The 17,792-nt window shown below is 71.9% G+C and carries 15 protein-coding genes and 5 pseudogenes; 7 read left to right on the forward strand and 13 right to left on the reverse strand.

Features of this window, described 5'->3' with window-relative positions:
• The 3 genes and pseudogenes from JNW91_RS32550 to JNW91_RS21065 all read left to right on the forward strand — a co-directional run.
• Window positions 1-515: pseudogene (locus JNW91_RS32550) on the forward strand (hypothetical protein); the annotation flags it as partial.
• 267 nt (window positions 516-782) lie between these two features.
• Window positions 783-2,357 carry a DEAD/DEAH box helicase gene (locus JNW91_RS21060; RefSeq protein ID WP_203177233.1) on the forward strand — a complete coding sequence of 525 codons (1,575 nt, stop codon included), beginning with the start codon at window positions 783-785 and terminating at the stop codon, window positions 2,355-2,357.
• Window positions 2,358-2,464: 107 nt separating this feature from the next.
• Window positions 2,465-3,084 (forward strand): annotated as a pseudogene (locus JNW91_RS21065) (putative glycolipid-binding domain-containing protein).
• Window positions 3,085-3,099: 15 nt separating this feature from the next.
• Here JNW91_RS21065 and cds1 read toward each other — a convergent pair.
• Genes cds1 through JNW91_RS21080 form a run of 3 tightly spaced genes read right to left on the reverse strand, consistent with a single transcriptional unit; the run spans window position 3,100 to window position 5,475 of the window.
• Entirely contained in the window at window positions 3,100-4,191 is a 1,092-nt protein-coding gene (cds1, locus tag JNW91_RS21070; RefSeq protein WP_203177222.1) for an L-cysteine desulfhydrase Cds1, read from the reverse strand.
• Window positions 4,192-4,222: 31 nt separating this feature from the next.
• Window positions 4,223-4,966, reverse strand: a complete 744-nt coding sequence (locus tag JNW91_RS21075; RefSeq protein ID WP_203177223.1) for an SDR family oxidoreductase — start codon at window positions 4,964-4,966, stop codon at window positions 4,223-4,225.
• A gap of 50 nt (window positions 4,967-5,016) precedes the next feature.
• Window positions 5,017-5,475: an Lrp/AsnC family transcriptional regulator gene (locus JNW91_RS21080; protein ID WP_139587121.1), complete on the reverse strand. Its 459-nt coding sequence runs from the start codon at window positions 5,473-5,475 to the stop codon at window positions 5,017-5,019.
• 269 nt (window positions 5,476-5,744) lie between these two features.
• Here JNW91_RS21080 and JNW91_RS21085 point away from each other — a divergent pair, with 269 nt between their 5' ends.
• A complete protein-coding gene (locus tag JNW91_RS21085) occupies window positions 5,745-6,011 on the forward strand; it encodes a BldC family transcriptional regulator (protein WP_007454516.1) in 267 nt (88 codons plus the stop codon).
• A gap of 98 nt (window positions 6,012-6,109) precedes the next feature.
• Here JNW91_RS21085 and JNW91_RS21090 read toward each other — a convergent pair whose 3' ends face one another.
• Complete coding sequence (locus JNW91_RS21090; protein WP_203177224.1) at window positions 6,110-6,739, reverse strand: UbiX family flavin prenyltransferase; 630 nt, start codon at window positions 6,737-6,739, stop codon at window positions 6,110-6,112.
• 150 nt (window positions 6,740-6,889) lie between these two features.
• Here JNW91_RS21090 and JNW91_RS21095 point away from each other — a divergent pair, with 150 nt between their 5' ends.
• Window positions 6,890-7,852, forward strand: a complete 963-nt coding sequence (locus tag JNW91_RS21095) for a terpene synthase family protein (protein ID WP_203177225.1) — start codon at window positions 6,890-6,892, stop codon at window positions 7,850-7,852.
• Here JNW91_RS21095 and mqnP read toward each other — a convergent pair.
• The 3 genes from mqnP to JNW91_RS21110 all read right to left on the reverse strand — a co-directional run bounded on the left by mqnP (window position 7,849) and on the right by JNW91_RS21110 (window position 10,573).
• Window positions 7,849-8,760, reverse strand: coding sequence for a menaquinone biosynthesis prenyltransferase MqnP (gene mqnP, locus JNW91_RS21100; protein WP_203177226.1), 912 nt, complete (start codon window positions 8,758-8,760; stop codon window positions 7,849-7,851). The two genes, JNW91_RS21095 and mqnP, sit on opposite strands and share 4 nt — an antisense overlap.
• A complete protein-coding gene (locus JNW91_RS21105; RefSeq protein WP_203177227.1) occupies window positions 8,760-10,220 on the reverse strand; it encodes a menaquinone biosynthesis decarboxylase in 1,461 nt (486 codons plus the stop codon). Before JNW91_RS21105 ends, mqnP begins: the two co-directional genes overlap by 1 nt.
• Window positions 10,221-10,393: 173 nt before the next feature.
• On the reverse strand, window positions 10,394-10,573 hold the full coding sequence (locus JNW91_RS21110) for a hypothetical protein (protein WP_203177234.1): 180 nt from the start codon (window positions 10,571-10,573) through the stop codon (window positions 10,394-10,396).
• Window positions 10,574-10,838: 265 nt separating this feature from the next.
• Between JNW91_RS21110 and JNW91_RS21115 the strand changes: the two genes are divergently transcribed.
• Window positions 10,839-11,078, forward strand: a complete 240-nt coding sequence (locus JNW91_RS21115; protein ID WP_203177228.1) for a hypothetical protein — start codon at window positions 10,839-10,841, stop codon at window positions 11,076-11,078.
• Window positions 11,079-11,135: 57 nt separating this feature from the next.
• Here JNW91_RS21115 and ccsB read toward each other — a convergent pair whose 3' ends face one another.
• From ccsB to hemL, 6 genes and pseudogenes are all read right to left on the reverse strand, one after another.
• On the reverse strand, window positions 11,136-12,107 hold the full coding sequence (ccsB, locus tag JNW91_RS21120; protein ID WP_203177229.1) for a c-type cytochrome biogenesis protein CcsB: 972 nt from the start codon (window positions 12,105-12,107) through the stop codon (window positions 11,136-11,138).
• Window positions 12,107-13,686: pseudogene (gene resB, locus JNW91_RS21125) on the reverse strand (cytochrome c biogenesis protein ResB). The gene ccsB and the pseudogene resB overlap by 1 nt, the downstream one beginning before the upstream one ends.
• Window positions 13,687-13,759: 73 nt before the next feature.
• Window positions 13,760-14,579, reverse strand: a pseudogene (locus JNW91_RS21130) (cytochrome c biogenesis CcdA family protein).
• The gene (locus JNW91_RS21135; protein ID WP_203177230.1) at window positions 14,579-15,145 is read right to left on the reverse strand and encodes a TlpA family protein disulfide reductase; all 567 of its coding nucleotides are present in this window, start codon (window positions 15,143-15,145) and stop codon (window positions 14,579-14,581) included. Before JNW91_RS21135 ends, JNW91_RS21130 begins: the two are co-directional and overlap by 1 nt.
• Window positions 15,145-15,791: pseudogene (locus JNW91_RS21140) on the reverse strand (histidine phosphatase family protein). Before JNW91_RS21140 ends, JNW91_RS21135 begins: the two are co-directional and overlap by 1 nt.
• A 123-nt stretch (window positions 15,792-15,914) precedes the next feature.
• Window positions 15,915-17,252, reverse strand: a complete 1,338-nt coding sequence (gene hemL, locus JNW91_RS21145; RefSeq protein ID WP_203177231.1) for a glutamate-1-semialdehyde 2,1-aminomutase — start codon at window positions 17,250-17,252, stop codon at window positions 15,915-15,917.
• 178 nt (window positions 17,253-17,430) lie between these two features.
• Between hemL and JNW91_RS21150 the strand changes: the two genes are divergently transcribed.
• On the forward strand, window positions 17,431-17,766 hold the full coding sequence (locus JNW91_RS21150) for an STAS domain-containing protein (protein WP_007454492.1): 336 nt from the start codon (window positions 17,431-17,433) through the stop codon (window positions 17,764-17,766).
• Window positions 17,767-17,792 lie beyond the last annotated feature (26 nt).

The raw sequence follows: 17,792 nt of genomic DNA on the forward strand, positions 1-17,792 counted from the left end.
CGGCGGGCAGGGCGTCCGGCGCTGCGCCGGCCCTGCCGACCTCCGGCGGTGGCTGGGCCGATGCCCCCGTCTCCGCCCCGCCGGTGGTGCCCGCGCCCGCACTGCCCGCGTGGCCGCCATCCACCACCGGCGCTCCCCCGTCCACGGTCGCCGGCACCGGCGCCGCCCGACCGACCGCGTCCACGACCAGCCCGGCGGGACGGGCCACGGCCGGTGTCCGCGGCGGGCGGCCGGATACCGGCTCAGACCTGGCCGGCACCGTCTACGGCAGCGGGGAGGGGCCGGGCTTCACCACGATCGCCATGCCCGCCAACGCGGTGGAGAATTCCGGTTCCCTGACCGGGCACATCCTGGCCCAGGGCTGGGCGGACACGCCGGCCGACCGGCCCCGTACCACCCGTGTCCTGCTCGTCCTGGCCGCCGCGCTGGGGCTGTTGGTGGCGGTCAGCGTCCTGGTCGTTCTGCTGGCCAACAACGCCCTGGACGGCCTGATGGGCGACGTGCTCAACAGCTGAGCCGCCGAGGGCCGATGGTGAGTCGGCCCACTACCGTCGGCCAAGCGGCTGGCGACTTCGCCGAACCGCCGTACACTTGTCGAGATCACTGACCTGGCGCGCGTGGTGCGCGCCCATGGGCGGTCTTGCGGGCGATCCGGCGACAACAGCCGCGGCAGGCCATCGCGAAGATGCGCCCCGCTCGAAAGGCATTTGTTGACCACCTCTGCTGACCACAGCATCGTTCCGTCCGTTTACGACCCCGCTGTCGGGACGCCCGACACCGACCTGGCGCAGGCCGACGCCGCGCCGGCGGAGACCGCCGAGTCGATCGACTTCGCCGCGCTCGGTCTGCCCGAGCCCCTGGTCCGCGCGTTGGCGCGGCAGGGCATCACCGCCCCCTTCGAGATCCAGCGGGCCACCGTGCCCGACGCCCTCGCCGGCCGCGACGTGCTGGGCCGCGGACAGACCGGGTCGGGCAAGACGCTCGCCTTCGGCCTGCCGGTGCTGGCCCGGGTCGCCGCCGGCAAGCCGGCCCGGCCGATGCGGCCGCGCGCCCTGGTCCTGGTCCCGACCCGCGAGTTGGCCATGCAGGTCAACGACGCCCTGCTGCCGCTGGGCAAGTCCCTCAACGTGTTCCTGAAGACCGCCGTCGGCGGGGTTCCCTACGACCGTCAGATCGACGCGCTGCGCCGCGGCGTGGAGATCATCGTGGCGACGCCGGGTCGGCTCGGCGACCTCATCGAGCGGGGCATCTGCCAGCTCGACGACGTCGAGGTGACGGTGCTCGACGAGGCCGACCAGATGGCCGACATGGGCTTCCTGCCCGAGGTGACCGAGCTGCTGGCGAAGACGCCCGCGAACGGTCAGCGGCTGCTCTTCTCGGCCACCCTGGACGGTGACGTCGACGCGTTGGTCAAGCGGTTCATGAACGACCCGGTGACCCACTCCACGGCGCCGTCCACGGCCTCGGTGTCCACCATGGACCACCACGTGCTGTTGATCCCGCCGCACGAGAAGTTCCCGGTGGCCGCCTCGATCGCCGCCCGGGACGGCCGGACCATGGTCTTCGCCCGCACCCAGCTGGGTGTGGACCGGCTGGTCGAGCAGCTCGCCGCGGTCGGCGTACGGGCCGGCGGCCTGCACGGCGGCAAGACTCAGCGGATGCGTACCAAGACCCTGGCCGAGTTCCGTGAGGGCCGGATGAACGTCCTGGTCGCCACGGACGTGGCCGCCCGAGGCATCCACGTCGACGGCGTCACCCTGGTGCTGCACGTCGACCCGCCGAAGGACCCCAAGGACTACCTGCACCGCGCCGGACGCACCGCCCGGGCGGGCGAGTCGGGTGCGGTGGCCACGCTGGTGCTGCCCAAGCAGCGGCGGACCACCCTGGCGATGATGGAGAAGGCGGGCGTCGCGCCGGCCGAGACCCGGGTCCGGGTCGGCGACCCGGTGCTGGCCGAGCTGATCGGCGCCCGCGAGCCGAGCGGAGTTCCGGTCCGGGTGGAGGCGGAGCCGCGCGGCTTCGGCGACCGCTCGGGCGGCTCGCGTCGTTTCGACGACCGGTCCGGTGGCCCCCGCCGCTTCGGCGACCGCCCGCAGGGTGACCGCCGCTACGGCGACCGGCCGACCGGCGAGCGGCGCTACGGCGACCGTCCGCAGGGCGACCGGCGTCAGGGCGACCGGCCGGCCGACGAGCGGCGGTTCACCGACCGACCGGCCGGTGAGCGGCGCTTCGGCGACCGGGACACCCGGGGTGGTTTCCGCTCCGAGAGCCGTGGCCGGGACGACCGGCCGCGCGACGACCGGGCGCGCGACGACCGGCGTGGTTTCGGCGGGCGTCCGCCGGCGCGTACCCACTGATCGACTGACCGACCCGAACGCCGTCGCGGAGCTCACGGTTCGCGGCGGCGTTCGCGCATGGCCTGCCGATGTCGGCCCGGTCGCGTAACGTCCGCCTCATGCCGACCATGCCGAAGTCGATCTTCTGGTCCCGGACGGACACCGCCGGCAGTGAGCATGTGCTGCTCGACGACGGCAGCGGGCTCGCGGCCCGGGGCACCATGCTCGCCGTCGACCCGATCCCCTGGACGGCCCGCTACCAGCTGACCACCGCACCGGACTGGAGCACGCGCGGGTGGAGGTCGAGGCCGAGGGGCCGGGCTGGCTGCGCCGGGTGACTCTGGAACGGGCCACGGGCCGGTGGCGGGTGACCACCGCCGAGCAGGGCGACCTGGACGCTGCTCTGGTCGCGGCCGGCCATCCCCGGGCCGGCCTGCCGGGCACCGACGACCCGGACCGGCTGGCCGACGCCCTCGACGTGGACCTGAGCGGGTCGCCGCTGTTCAACGCCCTGCCGTTCCACCGGCTCGGGCTGGCCGCCGAGGCGGCCGACATGCCACGCCGGATCACCGTCGCGTGGGTGCTGCTGCCCGGTCTGGAGGTGGTGGCGGCCGAGCAGATCTACACCGGGCTCGGCCCGGGTCGGGTGCGGTTCGCCAGCGGCACCTTCACCGCCGACATCGACGTGGACGCCGACGGGTACGTGGTGCGCTACCCGGGGCTGGCCGAACGGATCGACCCGCGCTGAGGCACCCGCGGGTGCTCAGGCGGGCCAGTCGCCGCTGCTCAGGAACCGTTCGACAGTGGCCAGGTGCGGCGTCAGGTCGAGCCCCTGGGCGGCCACCCAGTCGTCGGCGTAGTACGTGTCGGCGTACCGGTCGCCGGGGTCGCAGATCAGGCTGACCACCGAGCCGGTTCGGCCCTCGGCGAGCATCCCGGCGATCAGGCCGAACGCGCCCCACAGGTTGGTGCCGGTCGAGCCGCCGACCCGACGGCCGAGCACCGCCGAGCCGGCCCGCATGGCGGCGATCGACGCCGCGTCCGGCACCTGGACCATCCGGTCCACCACGGAGGGCAGGAAGGACGCCTCCACGGTGGGCCGGCCGATGCCCTCGATCCGGGAGCCCTTACCGGTGCGTACCGACCAGTCGGCGGCGAGCCAGGCCGGATAGAAGGCGGAGTTCTCCGGGTCCACCACGCAGAGCTTGGTGGGCAGCCGCCGGTACCGGGCGTACCGGCCGATGGTCGCGCTGGTGCCGCCGGTGCCGGCGCCGACCACGATCCAGGCCGGGATGGGGTGCCGTTCCAGCTCCAGCTGCGCGTAGATCGACTCGGCGATGTTGTTGTTGCCCCGCCAGTCCGTGGCCCGCTCGGCGTAGGTGAACTGGTCCATGAAGTGCCCGCCGGTGTCCTCGGCCAGCCAGCGGGCCTCGACCACCACCTTCGCCGGGTCGTCGACCAGGTGGCACCGGCCGCCCTGGAACTCGATCTGGGAGATCTTCTCGGGGGAGGTGGAGGCGGGCATGACGGCGATGAACGGCAGGCCGAGCATCCGGGCGAAGTACGCCTCGGAGACGGCCGTGGAACCCGAGGACGCCTCGACGACCGTGGTGCGCGGCCCGATCCAGCCGTTGCAGAGCCCGTAGAGGAACAGCGAGCGGGCCAGCCGGTGCTTCAGCGAGCCGGTCGGGTGTGACGACTCGTCCTTGAGGTAGAGGTCGATCCCCCAGGCCCGGGGCAGTGGGAACGGCAGCAGGTGGGTGTCGGCCGAACGGTTCGCGTCGGCCTCGACGGCGGCGATCGCTTCGGTCACCCAGGTCCGGCTGGCCTCGTCGCACCGGTCGAGATGTGTCACGCCGGAAACCTAGCAAGCAGGCCGGAGGTGGTCAGCTCCGGTCCGGTGGGGCGGTCCGGCGCAGTTGACGGCGCTGTCCGGCCCGGCCGGCGGCCCGAACGACCGGGATCAGCGCGACGGCCAGCCGGGGCAGCGCGTCCAGCTGCGGGGTCAGCATCGATCCGGTGAACGAGGCCAGCGCCCCCGGGTCGTCCAGTCGATCGTGCAGCATCGGGGTCCAGATGCCGTCCGGGCAGAGACAGGAGACGTGCACCCGCCGGTATCCGGCCATCCGCAAATCGGACAGGGTACCGAGGCTGAACGCCAGCAGTGCGTGTTTGCTGGCCGCGTACACCGTCTCGCCGGGTGCGGCGACCAGCCCGGCCAGCGACACGACGTTGAGCACGTGGCCGTGGCCCTGCTCGCGCATCAGCGCGAGCGCGGCCAGGGTGCCGTTCATCGCGCCGAACGCGTTCACGTCGAGCACCCGGCGGCGGGTCCGCCCGTCGTGTTCCCAGGCGGGGCCGGTGACCAGGATGCCGGCGTTGTTGACCCAGAGGTCGAGGCGACCCCGGCTCGCCGCCGTCGCCGCGATCAGCGCGCAGGCGACCTCGTCCCGCACGTCCAGGGCGGCCGACCACCCGCCGAGGGGCGCCGCGGCGGCGGCCACCGCCGTGGCGTCGAGGTCGGTGAGCAACACCGACCAGCCGTCGTCGTGCAGCGCGGTGGCGATGGCCCGGCCCAGGCCGCCGGCTGCCCCGGTCACCACGGCCGTACCGCGTCCGGACGAGGTCATCGGCGCACGCTACCGACGGCTGACCAGGCGGCACCAGGGGTACGCGACCGTCAGGGAGCTGGCGGACCGACCGGCTGGGGGCGGTTCTCCCACTTGGTGCTCAGCGCGATGGCGGTGCGGGTGGAGGCGACCCCGGGCGTCCGGTTGAGCCGCACGATCAACTGTTCCAGCTCGGCGATCGTGCCGACCCGTGCTTTGAGCAGGAACGACTCCACGCCGGCCATGAAGTAGCAGGACTCGATCTCGGGCAGCACCCGCAGCGACTCCAGCATGTCGTCGGAGTCCGCCCCGGAGTCCTCGACGATGCCGATCAGCGCGGTGACGCCCAGCCCGATCGCCTCCGGCTCCACGTCAGCGCGGTAGCCGCGGACCACGCCGCTGCTCTCCAGCTTGCCGACCCGCTCGTGGACGGCGGGGGCGGAGAGACCAACCTGCCGGGCCAGTTCGGCGTACGACAGGCGGGCGTTGCCGCGCAGCAGGTCGACGAGGCTCAGGTCGATGGCATCCACGGAGAGTGACCTTAACCGGTTGGGCGTAACGCGAAGCCTTCGGTATCCGTTGCACACAGCAGTGAGTAACTGTTCACAAACCGACGGTCAAGGTAGGGGTTGCACCAGTACCATTTACTAACTTCCCACTCAGTGCGTTTTTCGCGTTTGGCGGACAGGCCAGGTCCCTGGTGCTGTAATTGCCATACGTCCCTCATGACGGCTCTGGGCTCGCACCAGCCGGGGGCAGTGTGTTCAGCCAGGGGCTTCGTCGACGCGAGGAGGGGGCTGTGGACACTGGAGATCGCCTGCTGACACCGGGTGAGGTCGCCGCGCTGTTTCGGGTGGACCCGAAGACTGTGACGAGATGGGCGGCGGCCGGCCGGATAGGAAGCATCCGGACTCCAGGCGGGCATCGCCGGTTTCGGGAATCCGAGGTGCGAGCCCTGCTTGAGGGGGAGGGCATGCTGGACGAGGTGGACGAGGTCGGAAAACCACGCAACGTGGGACCGGCCGCCTCCACCGGGCCGGGTCCGGCCAACGCCGGCATGTACTGAACTGGTGCGGACAACGCAACGCGGACCGGACCCGAGTCCGGTCCGCGTCCCGCTACGGACAGCCGTGGCGGCGTGAGCGGCCGGATTGAGCGGCCACCTCAGCCCCGAGCAGCGCCGAGCTGGCCGGACCACCGTCGGAACAGGGTGTGCGGGACGCCGAGCGCGTCCAGCACCTTGCCGGCGACGAAGTCGACCAACTGCTGGGCGCTGGCCGCCGCGCCGGCCCCGTAGAAGCCGGGGCTGGCCGGCAGCACGATCGCGCCCGCGTCGTGCAGGTCGAGCAGGTGCTCCAGGTGGCTGCGGGTCACCGGCGTCTCCCGGGGGACCACCACCACCGGGCGGCGTTCCTTGAGGTTGACCTCCGCGGCGCGCTGCAACAGGTCCTTGGAGAGCCCTATCGCGATGCCCGCGCAGGCGGCCGTGCTCGCCGGGACCACGGCCATTCCGCGTACCCGGTAGGAGCCACTGCTCGGACCTGCCGCCAGGTCGCCCGCCGGCCAGTGCCGCACGTCCGCACCGGTCAGGTCCCGGCCGAGCCAGGCGGCGAGGTCCTCGGCCCAGTGTGCGTCCCGGAACGGCCGACCGGTCTCGTCGAGCACGGTGAGCCGCGCCGCCCGGGACACGATGAGGTCCACCGGCTCACCCGCGTCGAGCAGTCCGCCGATGACGGCCGCCGCGTACGGCGTGCCGGAAGCCCCGGAGACACCGACCACCCATGGTTCCCGCATCCGTCCAGCCTGCCTGGTCGGGCTGGTCCGCCGGCGGGCACCCCCGGGCCGGGCCGGTCCGACATGTCCGGTGGGTATGTGGGCGTCCCGTCGACCTGGCATGCTGCCGGTGGCGATTGGCACCGGCAGCAGTTCGCACAGGAGGCATCGGTGACGACCGGCGAGGTCCTCTGGACGTTGCGCACCGAGTGTCCTGTTCCGGCCCGGCTGTCGCCGTACGCCGACCGGGTGCAGGAGTGGCTGCTCGGCCTGCTGCCCGAACTGGGCCTGGCACTGGACGACGCCGCGCTGCACCGGCTGGCCCGCGGGGCCTTCGCCAGGTACGCCGGCCGGCTCTACCCGGACGCGACCGAGGCCGACCTGCGGTCGCTGACCGCTCTGTTCACCTGGTTCTTCCTGGTCGACGATGCCTGCGACGGGCCGGGCCGGCTCGCGCCGGACCAGATTTGGGCGCTGCGCAACGGCACGTTGGCCCTGCTGCGCGACGGTCCCCGGCTGCGGCAGGCCGGGTTGACCGGTCCGCTGCGCCGGCTGCTGGTGCTGGCCTGGCGGGAGCCACGCCGCCGGATGCCGGCCCGCTGGCGGCTGCGCTTCGCCGACGCGGTTGCCCGGCACCTGGACGGCACCTGGCAGGAGGCGGTCAACAAGGAGGCGGGCCACCGCCCGAGCGTCACCGAGTACGTCGAGCTGCGTCGGGCGACCTCGGCGGCGGAGGTGTCGTACCCGCTGGTGGAGTTCGTCAGCGGACGGCTGCTGCCCGACCCGGTCTACCACCACCCGTTGCTGCGCGAGATCGCCCGTACCGGCAACGACCTGCTCTCCTGGTACAACGACCTCGCCTCACTGGACCGGGACCGGGCCACCTCGGGCGGGCACAACCTGGTCCTCGCCATGCGGGACGAGTGGGGCGTGCCCGCGGCGGTGGCGGTCGACCGGGCGGCCGAACGCTGGCGGGAGTCGATGCGCCGCTTCGTCGCGCTGCGGGCCGCGGTGCCGTCGTTCGGCCCGGCGTTGGACGAAGCGGTCACCGACCATCTCGACGGGGTGGCGTACGCGGTCCGCGGCACCATCGACTGGACGCTGGAGAGCGCCCGCTACCCGACCAGCGTCTAGGGTCGCAGGTCGAGCCGGATCACCAGGTCGAGCAGGGCGAACACGAACAGCGCGATGCCGACGAAGCCGTTGGCGGTGAAGAACGCCCGGTTGACCTTGCTCAGGTCGGTCGGCGTGACCACCAAATGCTGGTAGCCGAACGCGACAGCGGTCAACGCCAGCCCGATCCACCAGAGCCAGCCGAAGCCGACCAGCGCACCGAACCAGATGAACAGCGCGAACGTCACCACGTGCGCGACGGTGGAGGCGTGCAACGCGAAGCGCCGGCCGTACCGGGCGGGCACGCTGTGCACGCCGATCTCCTGGTCGATCTCGGAGTCCTGGCAGGCGTAGATCAGGTCGAAGCCGCCGATCCACAGTCCGACCGCCGCGCCGAGCAGCCAGGCCGGCCAGGAGCCGTCCAGGGTGCCGGTGACCGCCAGCCAGGCGCCGACCGGGCCGACCGCCTGGGCGATCGCGAGGATGGCGTGCGGCCAGTTGGTGAACCGCTTGCCGTACGGGTAGACCACCAGAGGCACCACGGCGAGCGGCGCCAGCACCAGGCAGAGCGGGTTGAGCAGCGCGGCGGCGACGAGGAAGACCACCAGCGCGACGGCCGCGCCGGTCCAGGCCGTCCGCACGCTCACCGCACCGGTCACCAGTTCCCGGCCGGCGGTACGCGGGTTCCGGGCGTCGATCCGCCGGTCGAGGATCCGGTTGGCGGCCATCGCGAACGTCCGCGCGCCGACCATCGCCACGGTGATCAGCAGCAGGTCCCACCATCGCACCCGCCCGCCGTTGACCTGCATGGCGGTCAGCGCCGACAGGTACGCGAACGGCAGCGCGAACACCGAGTGCTCGATGGTGACGAGCTTGAGGAAGGACTTGACCCGGCCCGGCTTCTCGGCCGGCGCGTCGAGGACGGCCATCAGATCCCGTACTCCTTCCAGCGCTTGTCGACCAGGGCGGTAACCTCGGGACTCATGCTCATCTCCTCCGGCCAACCGCGGGTGTAGCCCTCGGTCGGGAGTTTGCGGGTCGCGTCGACGCCCACCTTGCCGCCCCAGAACTGCTGGTACGACGAGTGGTCGAGGTGGTCCACCGGGCCCTCGGTGAGCAGCAGGTCGCGCGCGTAGTCGACGTTGCCGAAGGCACGGAAGGCGACCTCGTTGTAGTCGTGCACGTCGCAGTCCTCGTCGACGATCACGATCAGCTTGGTCAGCGACATGAGGTGCGCGCCCCAGATCGCGTTCATCACCTTCTGCGCGTGCTTCGGGTAGCGCTTGCGGATCGACACGATCGCGCAGTTGTGGAAGACGCCAGCGGCCGGCAGGTCGTAGTCGACGATGTCCGGGATCAGCAGCTTGAGCAGCGGCTGGAAGATCCGCTCGGTGGCCTTGCCGAGGCCGTGGTCCTCCTGCGGCGGCTTCGAGGTGACGATGGAGTGGTAGACCGGCTTGCGCTGCATGGTCATCGCCTCGATGTGCAGCACCGGGAACGGCTCGACCGGGGTGTAGAAGCCGGTGTGGTCGCCGAACGGCCCCTCGGGCAGCCGCTCCCCGGGCTCCAGGTAGCCCTCCAGCACGATCTGCGCGTGCGCGGGCACCTGCAACGGCACGGTGAGGCAGTCGACCATCTCCACCCGTTCGCCCCGCAGGAACCCGGCGAACAGGTACTCGTCGATGTCGCTGGGCAGCGGCGCGCTGGCCGCGTACGAGACGACGGGGTCGCAGCCGATCGCGACCGCGACCGGCAGGCGCTGCCCGAGCCGCTCGGCGACCGCGTGGTGTGCGGTCGAGTCCTTGTGGATCTGCCAGTGCATGCCGAGGGTGTTGCGGCCGTGCTGCTGGAGCCGGTACAGGCCCAGGTTGCGCTTTCCGGTTTCCGGGTGCTTGGTGTGGGTCAGCCCGTAGTTGTGGAAGATCCCGCCGTCACCGGGCCAGACCTGGAGGCCGGGTAGCCGGTTCAGGTCGACGTCCTCACCCCGGTAGACCACCTCCTGGCAGGGCGCGGTCTTCACCTTGCGCGGCGGCACCGACTTGAGCTGCATGACCTTGCCGAGGCCCTCCCGGATGCCGGACCAGCCGACCGGCAGCTCCGGCTTGACCAGCGCGCCGATCCGGGCGCCAATCTCGTCCAGCGACTCGACGCCGAGCGCCATCGCCATCCGCTTCTCGGTGCCGAACAGGTTGATCGCCACCGGCATCTCACCCCTGGTGGGGTGCTCGAAGAGCAGCGCCGGTCCGCCGGCTCGCACCGTGCGGGTGACCACCTCGCTGATCTCCAGGGTGGGGTCGACCGGGACGTCCACCCGGCGCAACTCCCCCGCGCGCTCCAGCGCCGCGAGGAAGTCCTTGAGATCGTTGTACGGGAAGCCACGAGCCGCCATGTCGCCCAGTCTCCCGCACCGGCTCCCGCGCGACCCAGGCCGGGTGGTGTGACTCCCGCGATGACCCGGGGCCAGCAGCCCGCCGTGCCGGCGGCCGGTCAGCATCCACTCGTTTTCAGGACGTCGGGGTGTCCTGCGCCGGGGATGGGCCGACGTCCTGAAAACCGAGTGGATCAACGGTCCGCCCGACTGGCGGGGCAGGCGGCGGGCGGTTGAGCGGCGGGCGTCCAGGCGTGGGCGGCCAGCGGCGGGTCGAGCACGGTCAGCGTGAACCGGCGCAGCGCCTCCAAGCGCGGGTCGGGCAGCGCCGAGCCGGCACGCAATGCGGCGCTCCACACCATGGCCTCGGCCAACTGGTTCCGGCTCGACGTGCCCGGCTGGCTGGGCGGCTGACCGCGGCTGCCGGCCGGTTGGGCGTCGCCACAGCAAGATCCACTCGGGTTTCATGAAGTCGGTGCCTCCGGGCCGCAGGACACCGCGACTTCACGGAAGTCGAGTGGATCAACGGCCGACCGGGCGCGGAACACCGCCACATTGCCGACCAGGACCGGGTCAAGCCCTGCGGACACTTCCCACCGATCCTGGCGGAACGGCGGGACGCGGGTGCAGGGTGGATCCATGCCGGACGCCTACCTCGTCGGCGACCCGGACGGGTTGTCGCCCCTGCTGGTCGAGCTTCGCGACACTGTTGCCCGAGAGCTGCACGCCCAACTGGCGCTGCGCGGCGAACGGATCGAGCTGGCCGATCTGCCGGAGGTGTCATACCAGGTCACGATCCAGGTCGAACGGGCGCTGCGCGCCTGGCGACCGGCGCGGCAGTCACCGACCCAGTCCCGTTTCGACGGGGATCGCGACTAGGTCAAGCGATCACAGCCGGCCGCCACCCACGGGTGGACGACAACCCGGGCGACGGCGTCAGTCCAGCCCGCCGTACGAGTGCAGGCCGGTGAAGAAGATGTTCACGCCGAACAGGTTCATCAGCATGGTGAGGAAGCCGAGCACCGCGATCCAGGTGGCCACGTTGCGCTTGACGCTGGGCGTGGCGCGGGCGTGCAGGTAACCGGCGTACACCACCCAGGAGATGAACGCCCAGGTCTCCTTCGGGTCCCAGCCCCACGGCCGACCCCAGGCCGCCTCGGCCCAGATCGCCCCGGCGATCACCGCGAACGTGAAGATCGGGAACGCGAAGGCGTGCAGCGCGAAGGTCAGCCGCTCCAGGCCGACCGCGCCGGGCAGCCGCTTTGCCAGGGTGTACGGGAAACTCCGCTTGCCCTGCTCGTACCCGTTGCGCATCAGGAATCCGACCGCGGGCACCACGCCGAGCAGGAAGATGCCGGACGCGAAGACGATGGTCGAGACGTGCACGACGAACCAGTACGAGTTCAGAGCCGGCACCAGCGGCACGATCGGCACGTACAGCACCAGTTCGGCGGTGGCGACCAGCAGCACCATCACCAGGGTGAGGAACAGCCCGAGCTTGCGCAGTGACGGCCGCTTCCAGAGCACCACCAGCCAGGCCGTGACCCCGATGAACGTCACCGTGAGCACGAACTCGTACATGTTGCCCCACGGCATCCGGTCGGCCGCGAGCCCGCGGGTGACCAGCGCCGCCAGGTGCAGCAGGGCAGCGACCGCGGTGGCGCCCACCCCGACCAGGCCCGCGAGTCGGGCGCGCCCCGCGGAGCGGTCGGCCGCAGGCTGCGACGGGACCGGCGCGGGCGGCGGCGGAAGCGCGCCGGCACCGGCACCGACCAGCTCGCGGACCGGAGCCGCGGCGGCGACCCGGGTACGCGCATTGCCCAGCGCGTACTCCACGGCATGGCCGATCATCGCGACCAGGTACGCCAGGATCGCGAAGCTCACCAGATTGTCGGAGAGTGCGGACATCACTCGGCTCCTTCTCGCACGCCGGCCCGGTCACTGGAGTCAGCGTCCGCGTCGGCCCGCTGGGTCGCCCGTTCGTCACCGCTGACCGCGGCGACGAGCCGGGCGAACTCGTCGGCGAACCCTGGGTAGTCGGTACGCGGCAACCCACCGACCTCCATCAAGCTACTACCGCTCGTCGGAGATCCGTGCGTGGGGTCGGTCGGATTCACCCGGAACCACACCCGACGGCGCTTCCCGAACAGCGAACCCATCAGCCCGACGAGCAGGACACCGCAGCTCACCAGCAGCATCGTCGAGCCGGGATCGTGCCGGACGGAGAGCGTGACATACCGCTCGGTGCCCAGGAACTCGATCTTCGTGCCGTCGTCCAACGTCCAGGACTCGCCCTTGCGGAGCAGCTTGGTGCCGACCTCCTTGACCTTGCCGGTCCGCACCTGCCGCTGGTCGAGTTGGTAGACCGAGCCGGGGATGCCGGCGTCCAGGCCGAGGTTGCCCCGGTACGCGACCAGGTTCAGCGCCGGGTTGCGCTCGGTCGGGTACTCCGAGCGGACGAAGGGGGCCTGCTGCGGCGCGGTCGGCAGGTAGATGCCGGTGAAGGCCATCTGCTGATCCGGTGCGCGCTGCCCGGTGGCCGGGTCGACGTTCGCGTCCGGGAAGGCCGCCAGACCCTCGCTGGTCAGACCCATGTCACCGGTGGTCAGGAAGGGCTCGTCGCTGATCTGGCTGTTGCCGAAGCGGTCGGTGTAGCGGATCACCGGGGCGTACCCGTGGCCGAGCAGGTAGACGCTCGCGTCGGCGAGGCGCAGCGGCGAGTTCACCGAGAAGTCCGCGCTGCGGGTCGGCTCGTCCGGGCCGTCGACGGTCACCGTGGCGTTGAAGAACTCCGGCTGGCCGCTGTCGAGGAACCGGGCCCGGAAGTCGTCCAACCGCAGGCAGAAGCGGGGCAGGTCGGCGCTGTCGACCCGGGGGCCGAGCTTCGCCTCGGCGTACTGCTGGCGGGTGTTGCAGAACGCGTTGTCCGCTCCCGCCACGAGCAGCCGGTTGCCGCTCCAGCCGTACCACGAGCCGAGCGCCACACCGATCAGCACCGCGATGAGCGAGGTGTGGAACAGCAGGTTGCCGGTCTCCTTGAGGTAGCCCTTCTCGGCCGAGACCTCGTCGCCGCGTACCTCCACGCGCCAGCGCCGCTTGCGCAGCACCTCGGCGATGGCCGCCGCGCCACCGGCCGGGGCGGCAGCACGGCGTGCTGCGGCAGCCGCGCCATCCGCTTCGGCGCGACCGGAGGCCGGGACCGCAGCGCCCGGGCGTGATCGCGCAGCCGGGGCGTGATGCAGCCGATCAGGGACGCGAACAGCAGCAGGTAGATCGCGGAGAACCAGACCGAGCCGAAGACCTCGAACGCGCCGATCCGGTTCAGCCGGGGGGCCAGGTCCGGGTGGTCGATGAAGTACTGGTTGACCTTCTCCGGGCTGATCCCGCGCTGCGGCAGCACCGAGCCGGGGATCGCGGCGACCGCGAGCAGGAAGAGCAGGATCAGCGCCGTACGCATGCTGGTCAGCTGCCGCCACGAGTTGCGCAGCAGGGCCAGCAGCCGGTTGGGCCGGCGCCGGGGCGCCGGGGCCTCGGCCTCCGGCCGGTCGTCGACGACGTCATCAGATGCTCACCTCGCCCACCCCGACGGTGGTCTGCAACCAGATCACGAAGCTCTGCCATCCGCCGGTGACCAGCGCCAGGCCGATCAGGATGAGCAGGGCGCCACCGACCCGGGTGACCCAGCGGCTGTTGCGCCGGATGGCGCGGAAGACCCCGAGCAGGCGCTGGAAGCCCAGCCCGAAGACGACGAACGGTATCCCCAGCCCGAGGCAGTACGCCACGGCGAGCACCACGGCACGGTCGCTCTGGCCGCTCGTGGCCGCCATGCCCATCACCGCGCCGAGCGTGGGACCGGTGCAGGGCACCCAACTGAGCGCGAAGACCGCGCCGAAGACCGGTGCGCCGAGCAGCCCGGCCGACGGCAGCCGGGAGATCCGGAACTCGCGTTGCAGCGCCGGGATCATCCCGAGGTAGCCCAACCCGAGCACGATGATCAGCGCGCCGACGACGATCTCCAACTGCCGCTCGTACTCGAAGAAGACCCGGCCGATGCCGGCGAACAGGACCGCGGTGGCAACGAAGACGACTGTGAAACCGGCGATGAAGAGCAGCGTCCCGGCGAGCACCCGGCCCTTGACCGCCACCGCCGCGGTCCGCTCCCGAACGGCGACACCGCCGGTGGTCTCGGCGGGTGCGGGGTCGCCGCCGGTCGGCGGCCTTCGAGGTCGGCGCGGCGAGGCCGGTGACGTACGAGAGGTAGCCGGGGACGAGCGGTAGCACGCACGGGGAGAGGAAGCTGACCAGGCCGGCGAGCGACGCCGCGCCGATGGCGAGCAGCAGCGGCCCGCTGAGGGCCAGTTGCCGGAAGGTCTCGCCCATCAGTTCGACGCCGGCTTCTCGGCTGCGAGCCGTTCGACGATCGGCCGTAGCTCGTCCTTTGTCACGGCGCGACGGATCACCACGGCGATCCGGCCGTCGCGGTCGAGGACCACGGTCGCCGGTGTGGAATTGGGCGGGATGTCGAAGTTCAGCGCCTGGCGGCTGGAGGGGTCGAAGATGCTCGGGTAGGTGGCCCGCCCCTGCTCGAAGGCGATCGCCTTGTCCTTGCTGTCCTGCACGTTGACCCCGAGGAAGGTCACCCCGGACGCCTTGGTGGCCTGGTAGGTGTCCTCCAGGTCGTCGGCCTCCGCACGGCAGGGCGCGCACCAGGAACCCCAGAAGTTGACGACCACTACCTGGCCGCGTGCCTGGGAGACGTCGTACTGGCCGCCGGTGAGCAGTTCGCCGATCACCTTGGGCGTCTTCGACCGCTGGTCCGGCGTACAGGTGATCGTGAGGCCATCGCTGGTGCAGTCCTTCTCCCCGCCGCCCCCGGACGTGCAGCCGACCAGCGCCACCGCGGCGACGGCGGCGAGCAGACCGGCGGTCCACCTCCGGGCGTTCATCAGGCCCCCTTGGCCGTCCGGGCTGTCGCGGAGAGAGCGATCAGGTGGGCGGCCGGCTCGCTGTAGCCGATGCCCACCACCTTCGCGCCGTCGAAGTGGAACGACGTGAGGCTCGCCAGCCCGCACTGCCGTTTGCGCGGGTCGTGCCAGAGCCGCTTGCGCTCGACGTAACGGCGCAGCGTCCAGATCGGGAGCTGGTGCGAGACCAGCACCGCCTCGCGGCCCTCGGCGGCGACCCGGGCGGCGTGCACGGCGGCGAACATCCGCTCGGCGATAACCCGGTACGCCTCACCCCAGGACGGGGTCACCGGATCGCGCAGCACCCACCAGTTGCGCGGGTCGCGAAACGACCCGTCACCCGGGGACACCTTCTTGCCCTCGAACCAGTTGGCGCTCTCGATCAGCCGCTCGTCCACGCCGACCGGCAGCCCGAACTGGGCGGCGATCGGCTCGGCGGTCTGCTGGGCGCGCTCCAGCGGGCTGGCCACCACGTGCACGATCTCCCGCTCGGCGAGGCCCTGCGCGGCGGCTTGGCCATCTGCACGCCCAGCTCCGACAGGCGGAAGCCGGGCAGCCGGCCGTAGAGGATCTGGTCCGGGTTGTGCACCTCGCCGTGCCGGAGCACGTGGACCACCGTCTTGCTCAAGGCTGCGCCCCCTTCGTTCGCGACTTCGGGGCTCGCAGAACCGGCTCACTCCTCGCGCTCACCACTACGCCCTTCGTTCGCGACTGCGGGGCTCGCAAGATCGGCTCACTCCTCGCGCTCACGCTAACCCCCGTGACCGGCCGCTGCCGCCGCGTTCGCCGCCGTGGGCAGCGCGGCGGCGATGTGCTCCAGAGCGGCGTCGTCGATCGCCGCCGACACGAACCACGACTCGAACGCGCTCGGCGGCAGGTAGACGCCGGCGGCGAGCATTGCGTGGAAGAACGCCTTAAAAGCCGGCACCTGCTGGGTGCGGGCGCTGTCGTAGTCCAGGACGTCGGCGTCGGTGAAGAAGATCGAGAACATGCTGCCCGCGTACGACAGTTGGTGCGGGACCCCGGCGGCGGCCAGCGCGTCGGCCGCGAGCTTGCCCACGACGGCGGCCGTCTCGTCGAGCCGGCGGTACAGGGCGTCGTCGGCGAGCCGCAGCGTGGCCAGGCCGGCGGCGCAGGCGAGCGGGTTACCGGAGAGCGTGCCGGCCTGGTAGACCGGGCCGGCCGGCGCGAGTCGCGCCATGATCTCCGCGCGCCCGCCGAACGCCGCGGCGGGCAGGCCGCCACCCATGACCTTGCCGTACGTCCACAGGTCGGCGTCGGAGGCGTCGAGGCCGTGCCACCCGGAGCGGGAGACCCGGAACCCGGTCATCACCTCGTCCACCACGAGCAGCGCGCCGTGCGCGTGCGCGATCCGGGCGAGCTGTTGATTGAAGCCGTCACGGGGCGCGACCACGCCCATGTTGCCGGCGGCGGCCTCGGTGATCACCGCGGCGATGTGCGGGCCCTCGGCGGCGAAGGCCTCCTCGACGGCCCGGATGTCGTTGTACGGGAGGACGATCGTCTCGCTGGCCGCCGCGCCGGTCACCCCGGGCGAATCGGGCAGGCCCAGGGTGGCCACGCCGGACCCGGCCGAGGCGAGCAGCGCGTCGACGTGCCCGTGGTAGCAACCCGCGAACTTGACGATTTTGGAGCGGCCGGTGAAGCCCCGGGCCAGCCGGATCGCCGACATGGTCGCCTCGGTGCCGGAGTTGACCAGACGGACCTGCTCCACCGGGGTCCGGTCGACGATCTCGGCGGCCAGCTCCACCTCACCGGGGGTGGGGGTGCCGAAACTGGTGCCCCGGGCGGCGGCGGCCTGCACGGCGGCCACCACCTCGGGATGTGCGTGCCCGAGGATCAGCGGACCCCACGAGCAGACCAGGTCGACGTAGCGGCGGCCGTCGGCGTCGTACAGCCACGCACCCTCGCCACGGACCATGAAGCGTGGGGTGCCGCCGACCGCCTGGAAGGCACGCACGGGGGAGTTCACCCCGCCCGGCACGATGGCGCGGGCGCGGTCGAACAGGGCCTCGGAGGCCGGCGCGTCGGCCGGGTAGCGGCCAGATCCGGCGGGAACGATGTCGGTCACGATGCCGCCATTGTTGCAGCGCCGAACGGCCAACCAGCAGCCACCCCGGACCGGGGTTACCGGGCTCACCCGCCTCCGGCGCCTGGCAGAGCCACCGACGGCGGGTCGGCGCCTGTTTGGCGGGGACGGCTCGCGGCCTCGACAGGCCGGGTCGTCCGGATCGCGCTAGGCTGACCCGGTGGATCGTGCCGAACTGTCCATCACGCTACACCGGACGGGCGACGAAGCAGTGCTGCGCCTGGCCGGTGAGATCGACATGCTCACGGCCGCTCAGCTCTCCACGGTCGTCAACGAGGTGCTGGCCGACCCGCCGCCGCGCATCGTGCTCGACCTCGGTGGTGTCACGTTCTGCGACTCGCAGGGCCTGGGCACGCTGGTCGTCCTCAGCCGTAAGGCCAGCCACGCGCAGAGCCTGCTGATGCTCACCCACGTGGGCGACTTCCTGATCCGCGTCCTGGACATCACCGGCCTCCGCAGCGCCCTGATGATCCGCAACGACCAACCCACAGGCTAACCCCACCCCACCCCACCCCCACCCCA

The sequence above is a fragment of the Micromonospora parastrephiae genome, from assembly GCF_016802865.1.
Classification (GTDB): domain Bacteria; phylum Actinomycetota; class Actinomycetes; order Mycobacteriales; family Micromonosporaceae; genus Micromonospora; species Micromonospora parastrephiae.